A 5,563-nucleotide genomic window follows, 5' to 3' on the forward strand; every position below is an offset into this window, starting at 1 on the left:
ACCGCGCCTTATGGTTTCATCAGCTACCATTTCGAGTGTACGATAGAAAGGATCATCTGTCTCATCGACATGCATATCAACATCAGCATCGTACTTTTCAGCTAGATCAAAACAATACTTGACGTGAGCCAGGCTGTCATCAGGTGTGTTTTCATTGGCGGGCATTCCGCCTACGATGTCGCACCCCATCTGCATAGCTTCATCCATGAGCTTGTCGCAACCGGGATCCTTAATAATTCCTTCCTGGGGAAAGGCAACCAGCTGCATGGTCATGACATTCTTGTATTTTTCACGAAGAGAGAGAACACCCTTTAAGGGTTTTAAACCTCCTACAGTGTCGATGTCAACGTGAGTTCTCATGGCTAAAGTACCGTTCCTGATAGCAGCTTCAACTACCGGTCCAGCGCGCTCAATAACATCTTCGTCTGTGTACTGACGCTTGCGATCCCATATGATCTCAATTGCTTCAGTTAAGGTGCCAGTCACATTCTTTCTGACACTGTCAAGAATGTTTACTTTATCCAGATGGATGTGAGGGTCAATTATGTCACAACGGGACATGATTGACCAAATGAAAGATATTGCAGGACAGATCCTAAGACTTTCAAAGGAATCCCTAGATCATGGCGGAGGCTACATTTTTTACAAACATGATCCCTCAGTGCGTGTAGCTTACAAAAACATGGCTTATGGCTATGCCTATCCTAATGGTAACGGTATAGGCGGTCCGCTAATTTCTCATGGTTATTTCACCGCAGAGAGACTGACAAACCTAGACCATGAGACCGGACAAGGCAACCCCGCACTGGCTTGGACCTTTGGTTGTCATGCAGTTGATATTGAAGTTGACGTGCATTCAGGCGAGATCACTGTCCTGAAAGTGGCCTCGGCCTTTGACGCCGGACAGATTCTCAATGAGAGAATGGTCTACAGTCAGGTCATGGGCGGTGTAGTGCAGGGTATCGGATCAGCGATCCTAGAAGGATACAAGTTTGACGAAAACAACGTCCTCCTTAATCCTTCATTCACAGACAACAAAATCCCGACCATGAAAGACATGCCGCTTGAGGTAGTTCCGATCTATATTGAGAACCCTCAGCTAAACGGTCCTTACGGTGCAAGAGGTGTCTCTGAACACACGATGATCTCCATTCCGTCTGCTATCGGCAACGCTTTGTACGATGCTACAGGCATCAACTTTTACAAACTACCTTTGACTCCTGAGAATGTTGCTCTCGGAATCAAGAGTGGAAAGAAAGACATTTATTAAATCTAATCCCTAAGTGGGGGACAAAAGAACCGCAGTCGAGGCATAGACTGCGGTTCTTTTTAATTTACTACTATGAATGGCTTCAGATAGCTTATTTCGAAGGAATATTTCCTCAATTCGCAGCGGAGCTTATAACGACGGAGTAGATACCGGTGCTTGCCTAAACTGAGCAAGTTGCTCAAATGCGTATGCAATTTCGACTAAAATAGCCTCTGTAAAGGGCTTGCCAGCTATCTCTAGACCAACTGGAACGCCGATCGGTGCGTCGGTCGAAGGCGCAAATCCTGCGGGAACAACTACCGAAGGGAAGCCTGTCGCTGAGCAGAGAACCCCGTTACGTTGTTTCTGTCCTTCTCCGATCTTACAGACAAGCTGCTGTTGATGCGGATATATTAATGCATCGAGCTCATTGTCCGCCATAATTTTCATTATTCTGGTTCTCATCTCTCCCTGGCGAAGAAGCTTCTGATTGTATTCGGGCGTTCCGACATCCAATTTAAGGGCCTTTTTGAGATTATCTTCAATCCCAGGATGGTACTTTCCGCTCTCAAGGACCTCTTCCACCGAATGAATCGGGGCAGCGGCCCCAAGTTGCGACAAATAGCCATTTAGGTCTGTCCTCAGATCATCAAAATGAACGCTTACTTCTTGTATCATCCGATCTGAATCAATCTCTTCGCCAATCTCCAGCAATGTGGCGCCGCCTTCCTTTAAAACAGCCAAGGCTTCTGCCATTACTTGGTTCACCTGCTCATTTATTGCTTCTGTTCCGAAAAAGCTGCGCAATACTCCCAAGCGCTTACCGACAAGTCCGTCTTTCCGTAAAAAGGGCAGGTAGCTTATGGGTTGTTTGCCGACACCCCAGGCTGTTACATCATCGTCCGGATCATATCCTGCGATTACATCCAAAGTGCGAATGCAGTCCTCGACGCTACGGCAAATTGGTCCAGCTGTATCTTGAGTCATGCTGTACGGAACAATTCCGGCACGACTCACAAGACCGACCGTAGGCCTAAATCCTACTGCACTACAAGCTGAGGCCGGGCTTCTGATAGAGTTGATCGTATCTGTCCCGATACCGATTATACCCATGTTTGCTGCGATCGCCGCGCCTGTTCCTCCGGATGAACCTCCGGGAGTCCTAGTCAAATCGTAGGGATTAACAGTCTGTCCCAGGATCGAGCTGATAGTCTCGCCCCAAATCGCAAACTCATGCAGATTTGTCTTCGCTAAGATAATTGCACCAGCATGTCGCAGCCTTCTTGTAATAAAGGCATCTTCTTCAGGCATAAATCCTTCTAAAGATTTGGAGCCGGCTGTCGTCGGCATGTCGAATGTTTGAACATTGTCTTTTAGCAGAACAGGAATACCGTGCAGAGGACCAGTCAATTCGCCTTTTTCTATTAAGTAACGATCAAGTTCAGCAGCTTCTTCTAATGCTCGCGGATTAGTCATGATTATGGCATTGATTGACGGACCCTTTTTATCATAAGCGGTAATTCTGTCTAGATAGGCAGAAACAAGCTCCACTGCTGTCACTTCTCCTGCTTTCATGGCGGCATGCACTCGGGCAATCGTTGCTTCCATCACGTTAAATTTATTCATGACAATCTCCTTTTTCCCATCATAAAAGAAAAACGCCTCTATACCTGATTGAATATTACCTTATTTAAAACTGGCCGGGATTTCATACAGGCCACCTGACCATTCAACAAGTTCATCCAACGATCTGGCAGCTAGGCGTTCATGTGTTGCGGTGGCAGGATCTATTCCCAGATCATCCGGCAAGGCTACTTTGCCTTCTTTGCGCATTTTTTCCACCTCCGCTTTACTCGCATATTCTCCCAGTGGTGTCTCTTGGGCTACAGCAGCTAACAGAGCTCTGCGCTCATTTTCTGTCTCAGCCATATAGAGGTACGCAATGCCTTGCTCTGTGACAACATGTGTGACATCTTCTCCATAAATCATGACCGGTGGCGCAGCAAAGCCGCTATCCTCACCGATCTTGACTGCATCTAGTTCAGGTTTGAAATTGAAGCCGAAACGTCCCTGACTTGTGAGCATCTGAACTACAAGCTTCTTGCCTCTCTGTAAGGAATTTCCCGGATTGGGCATCATGTCGAGCCAAGCAGGAGATGTGTGCCTGCGCCCTAATGTGTTGTGTCCCATATTTGGAGCTCCGCCGAATCCGGTCAAACGTCCGCTAGTGACTGTAGATGAGTTGCCCAGATAGTCCATTTGTAATGTTGCTCCGAGGAAAAGATCAATACCATAAAGTCCGGCAATCTGTGCAAAAGCTCTATTTGATCTTAGTGTTCCGTCTGGACCGATCGGGAATATATCCGATCGAGCTTCCGTGTAGCGCTCCATTCCGATCTCTCCGCCAAAGGTGTACATGCTTTCTACCCAGCCCTTTTCAATTGCAGGAATCATAGTCGGGTGCGGGTTAAGAACCCAGTTCTTACAGACTTTATCTTTCAGGCCAAGTTCCTCACCATACGTAGGCAGCAACAGTTCTATTGCTGCAGCGTTGTAGCCTATTCCATGGTTAAGTGAAGTAACTCCGTGTTTTGCGTAAATACCCTTGATCGTCATCATTCCCTGCAGAATGTGCTGATCACGAATCTTTTTTGGATCTCTTGTGAATAATGCTTCCAATTGGAAGGGTTCATCGGCTAGTACGAATAAATCTACCCAATCTCCCGGGATGTCGACGCGTGGCAATTTGCCACTCTCAACAATCTCGTTTGCCTGGACAACCACAATTGCGTGATGGAATGCCGCCGCTTCAACCAAAGTCGGTGTGTCTTCCGTGCTGTAACCCGTAAATAAATTTCCATCCGGATCGGCCTGATCTGCCGCAACAAAACAAATGTCGGGTATGAGATCAACAAAGAGTCTTGAATACAGTTCAAGATAGGTATGAATTGCGCCGATTTTTAATTTGTTTTCTGCGAGCATATCTGCCAAACGAACACTTTGCTTTCCGGCGTAAGCAAAATTAATCTCACTGGCGATGCCCTTGTCGAACACATCTAAATGCTCGTCCCTGGATATTGAAGGAACTATCATCGTGACGTCATTTACTATGTCGGAATTAACTTTTGTGAGAGCTTGCGCCAAAAATGTTGCCTGTTTCTGATTGTCTCCTTCTATCACCACTCGATCTCCGGGACGCATCAAAGCTTCAAGCGCATCAACGATTGATTCAGATTTGATCTGTTTTTGATTTAAGTAGGGGGATGCACCTCTTAGACGAGCTTGCTTCAAATCGCATTTCTTATGCCAATTCATTGTAAACCTCCTCGTTATTGCTGGGATTTCACATCAAAACTATACGATCAAATATTGTACAAATGATCTTTATTTAATCTTAGCACTAGATAGGAGATCTCGTCTAAAAGATATCGCCTCATTGCATCTGAATCGTGTAAGTTGATTTTCGTGCCTGGCACGAAAATCAACTTGTTCTGGACCTGGATCGCAAATACGTGACTAGAGGTGAGATAAGAAGATTATTGCACATTTGAAAAAAAGCTCGTTGAAAAATGCAGCTGAAGAAACTCAGTAGCTTCATAAGGTCAATAATCTATATTTTTTCGACCATAGTTTAGTCTATCGAATTATCAACCAATATTAAGTTAACTCGAAAAGAGGAGCTACACTTTGATGGATTTTTATGAAGCGCTGATATTGAGCTTCCATTACCAACACTGCCTGCGGATCCGGCAAATAGGTTTTCGTCTGGGTATCTTCAACAATGGAACGAATAAAACTCCCATAATCTTGCTCTACTCCTTGGGCAATCAACACCGAGGAGGCAATGGCTAGAGCAGGGAGATATTCAGAACCCGAGGGCACAACGATCTTTTGGTCTAAAGTATCGGCTAATACCTGCCGCCAGACTGGGGTTTTAGCCCCTCCACCAACCAAAGTCACCAGAGAAGGTGTTCCCCCAATCGCCTCAAGGCCTTGGCGGATAGAAAAAGCTACTCCTTCCAACGGTGCACGTGCTAAATCCATTTTACTGGTTTCATTAACGACGCCGATATAGCACCCCTTGGTATCGCTATCCATGACGGGAAAACGTTCGCCGGAAAGATATGGCAAAAAAAGCAATCCATTTGATCCTGCCGTACTCTTGGACAAAAGTTGATCTACGTAGTCGTATTTTGCTAATGAGCTTTCTTCGGGATGAAGTATACCGCTGATCCATTTGTGCACTCCACCTGCGTTCAAGAATGGTACTACATTAATGTATGTGTCCATAGGAACACCTGCGAGGTTGAAAAC

The 5,563-nt window shown here is 45.8% G+C and carries 5 protein-coding genes; 1 reads left to right on the forward strand and 4 read right to left on the reverse strand.

Features of this window, described 5'->3' with window-relative positions; genetic code table 11:
- A partial coding sequence (locus GXZ13_06750) for an N-acyl-D-amino-acid deacylase (protein ID NLX75510.1) occupies window positions 1–561 on the reverse strand: 561 nt, incomplete at its 3' end.
- 10 nt (window positions 562–571) lie between these two features.
- On the opposite strand from GXZ13_06750, the gene GXZ13_06755 reads away from it, so the two are divergent.
- Window positions 572–1,270, forward strand: a complete 699-nt coding sequence (locus GXZ13_06755) for a xanthine dehydrogenase family protein molybdopterin-binding subunit (protein ID NLX75511.1) — start codon at window positions 572–574, stop codon at window positions 1,268–1,270.
- A gap of 129 nt (window positions 1,271–1,399) precedes the next feature.
- Here GXZ13_06755 and GXZ13_06760 read toward each other — a convergent pair whose 3' ends face one another.
- From GXZ13_06760 to GXZ13_06770, 3 genes are all read right to left on the reverse strand, one after another.
- A complete protein-coding gene (locus GXZ13_06760) occupies window positions 1,400–2,875 on the reverse strand; it encodes an amidase (protein ID NLX75512.1) in 1,476 nt (491 codons plus the stop codon).
- A 60-nt stretch (window positions 2,876–2,935) separates the two neighbouring features.
- Entirely contained in the window at window positions 2,936–4,564 is a 1,629-nt protein-coding gene (locus tag GXZ13_06765) for a malonate decarboxylase subunit alpha (GenBank protein ID NLX75513.1), read from the reverse strand.
- A 342-nt stretch (window positions 4,565–4,906) separates the two neighbouring features.
- Complete coding sequence (locus tag GXZ13_06770) at window positions 4,907–5,539, reverse strand: hypothetical protein (GenBank protein ID NLX75514.1); 633 nt, start codon at window positions 5,537–5,539, stop codon at window positions 4,907–4,909.
- Window positions 5,540–5,563: the final 24 nt, after the last annotated feature.

This window comes from Synergistaceae bacterium (assembly GCA_012728235.1).
Lineage (GTDB): Bacteria > Synergistota > Synergistia > Synergistales > Synergistaceae > JAAYFL01.